The organism is Chrysiogenia bacterium (assembly GCA_020434085.1).
Classification (GTDB): domain Bacteria; phylum JAGRBM01; class JAGRBM01; order JAGRBM01; family JAGRBM01; genus JAGRBM01.
Window position 1 is genome coordinate 1 of record JAGRBM010000261.1, and the last position, 2888, is coordinate 2888.

Genomic DNA, 2888 nt, shown 5'->3' on the forward strand with positions numbered 1-2888 from the left:
GCCATGAAGCTGGGCAAGGAAGCCATCGCCACTCTGGGCGACATGGAGTTCTACGCCTCGCTCAATTACCTGCGCGAGGTCATTGCCCTGACCTCCCTGAGCGAGGACGCCGCCGAAGGAGTCGCTGCTTTCTTCGAAAAGCGCGACCCGACCTGGAAGGGCAGGTAGCGCCGCCGGGCCCTGGCCGGTGTAGCGCGAATCACAGCGCTCACGCCCTTTTGGGCCGCAGCCAAAGACCCCCGCGCGTGCTAAACTCGCGCTCACTTTCCGGAGTGATTGGGGCCTTTTCGATGAACCACATCCGAGCAATTTTCCTGGGTCTGTGTGCCCTGCTGTGTCTTGCGGGCGCCGCGGGGGCAGACGAGCCGACCTGGAAGGTCACCGAGTCGAAGGTCCCCGGCGAGGTGCGCAACGTCCTCTTCGGCGATTTCAGCGGCGACGGCAAGGACGACTTCGTCACCACCTACATCATGATCAACCCGGTGAGCGGAAAGATCGATCGCTGGGCCGCGCTCTTTTTGTTCAAGGACACGGGCTACCGCGCATCGCCCGATCAGGCCTGGCTCCTCGATGGCGAGGCCAGTGTGCTCGACGTGGCCGACCTGATCCCGGGCAACAAGGGGCCCGAACTGGCCTATGTCTCGCAGCAGGGGGTTCGTTGTTATGTCTTCGGCGAGCGCGCCTTCGAAGTGGTGCCGCGCACGGTGCTGGCCGAAAAAAGTTTCTTCAGCTTTGTCGACCGCGCAATCGCCCCGACCTTTTCCTTTACGCGCGACATCGACGAAGACGGCGTGCCCGAGATCATCCTGCCCAATATCAGCGGCACCGGCGCGCGCATCTTCGTGCGCGATGAGGCCGGCGACTACCGCCCGCTGCAGGAACTGGCCGTGCCGCTCATCGGCGAGTGGGGACACCACAGCGAGAACGAACCCATTCTCAACCGGCTCAGCCAGATGGACCTCAAGGGAAGCATCTACTTCCCCAAGTTCTTCCTGCAGGATTTCAACGCCGACGGGCGCAAGGACATCCTCTACGCGATCAACGAGCAGCTCTTTGTCTTCGCGCGCCAAGACACCCAAAAGCCAGGCGAGAAGCTCGCTTTTGCCAGCGAGCCGGTCACCTATCGCTTCCCGGCATTCACGCCACGGGAATTTTTGAAACTCTTTCGAATGCGGCGCATCACGCGCATCTGGGTCACCGACTTCAACAACGACGGACACGGCGATGTGTATCTCACCGTTGCTTCGGTCAAACAGCTCGGCCTGGGCGGCGCCTACAGCCGGGCGTATATCTACATGAATCGCGGCGGTCATTTTCTGCCCGAGCCCGATCAGACCATCGAGGTGGACGGCCTGGGCGAGACGGTGTGGGCCTACGACCTCACCGGTGACGGGCATCGCGACCTGCTCTTCCAGACCTTCCCGTTCAACCTGATCAACCTGGCGCGGATCCTCATTCTGGGATCGGTGCCCGTGCAGTACAAGATCTTCGCCTTCGATCCCGCGACCGGAAAGTTCGATGAAGACCCGGTTCAGGAAGAATCGATTTCCTATTCCTTTGAACCCCAGGCCAACTCCCAGATGTGGGCGGCCTACCTCTTCAACCAGGATTTCAACGGCGACGGGAAGCTCGACCTCGTGCAGTCCACCGACCAGGACGAACTGGGCATTTTCCTGAGCGACGAGGACGGCTGGGCGCAGGAAGAGATCGAGATCGAGGCCACCGCCAGCTTCTTTATCTACGGGCGCGATATCAACGGCGACGGCCGTTCCGATCTGGCCCTTCGCTACGAAAATATCGCCGCCTATAATGGGACGGTCACGACGATCTTGAGCGAGCCTGCAGTCAGGTAGGGGGCAGAGGGCAATGCCGCCAGGGAAAAACAACACCGGTCCGGGCAGATGGATCGCGCTGGTGCTGGTCAGTGCCTTCATGGGCACGATCGTCGCCGGCGCGCTCTACTGGGCGAACAACCGCGAAAAGGTCGGTCACTTCGCCGGGCGGGTGGGAGGCCGGGCGCTCGAAGACCTGGGTGTCATCCACATTCCCGATGCCACGCCGCCGGGCGGGGCAATCCCCGAGCTTTCCAAAGACGAAGACAGCATCCGCTACGAGTGGCGTTACGGCGCCGACGTTCCCGACGAACAGAGCGTCGAGGAGCTCGAGCTGGCGCGCTCGCTGGCCGACCGGGTGCCCGACTTTCCCGATCGATTCCGTGAAGTCCTCAGCCTGACGCGCGAGTACCAGTTCATGGCCGCGCGCGGCAAACTCGACGCGCTGATCGCGGACTTCGGCAAGGATGTGCCGCCGGCGGTAAGGCGCGCGCACGAACTGCTGCTGTTGACCTGGGGCGACCGGTTGCTCCACGAAGGACGCAACGCGCAAGCCGCGCTCATCCTGCTGGAACTCGAAGCGCTCAACCCCAAAGACCGGAGCTTCGAGCGTCCGCTGGGGCTGGCGTTCTATCGGGCAGGCGACCGCGAAAAGGCCTTCCCGTTTCTCTCAGCCGTTTATGCCCGCGCGGGCGCGCGAGCCGGAATCAACTTCGAGCTCGGCGAGCTCTACTACTTCCGCGGCGAATTGGACAAGGCCAGGCCGCTGCTGGAGAGCGTTCGCGGCGCCAATCAGCATGAAGCGGCGCGCCTGCTCGCCAAAATCGGCCGTGAATCCTATGTCGAGGGTGAGTTCCGGGAGATCGAGGGATACGAGGGAGGCAACTTCCGCGTCAGCTTCGATGGCACGCAGAACGTGCGCGCCGCCTACGGCACGCGCGTGATTCTCGAACAGGCCCGCCGCGACATCGGCCGCCAGTTCGGTTTCTATCCCAAGGACAAGATCGCGGTCGTGCTCTACACGCGCGTGCAATACAACCGCGCGCTTTCGGCGCC

Annotated in this window: 2 protein-coding genes; both read left to right on the plus strand. The window is 62.9% G+C overall.

The features are described 5' to 3' along the window. The first annotated feature begins 290 nt into the window (after positions 1 to 290). Positions 291 to 1853, plus strand: a complete 1563-nt coding sequence (locus KDH09_08800; protein MCB0219777.1) for a VCBS repeat-containing protein — start codon at positions 291 to 293, stop codon at positions 1851 to 1853. 13 nt (positions 1854 to 1866) lie between these two features. After that, positions 1867 to 2888, plus strand: a 1022-nt coding sequence (locus KDH09_08805) for a tetratricopeptide repeat protein (GenBank protein MCB0219778.1), incomplete at its 3' end; no start/stop codon positions are given.

What these genes read in the sequence shown, in the direction of transcription:
- KDH09_08800 (MCB0219777.1), top strand. Translation starts at nt 291, where the DNA reads ATGAACCACATCCGAGCAATTTTCCTGGGTCTGTGTGCCCTGCTGTGT.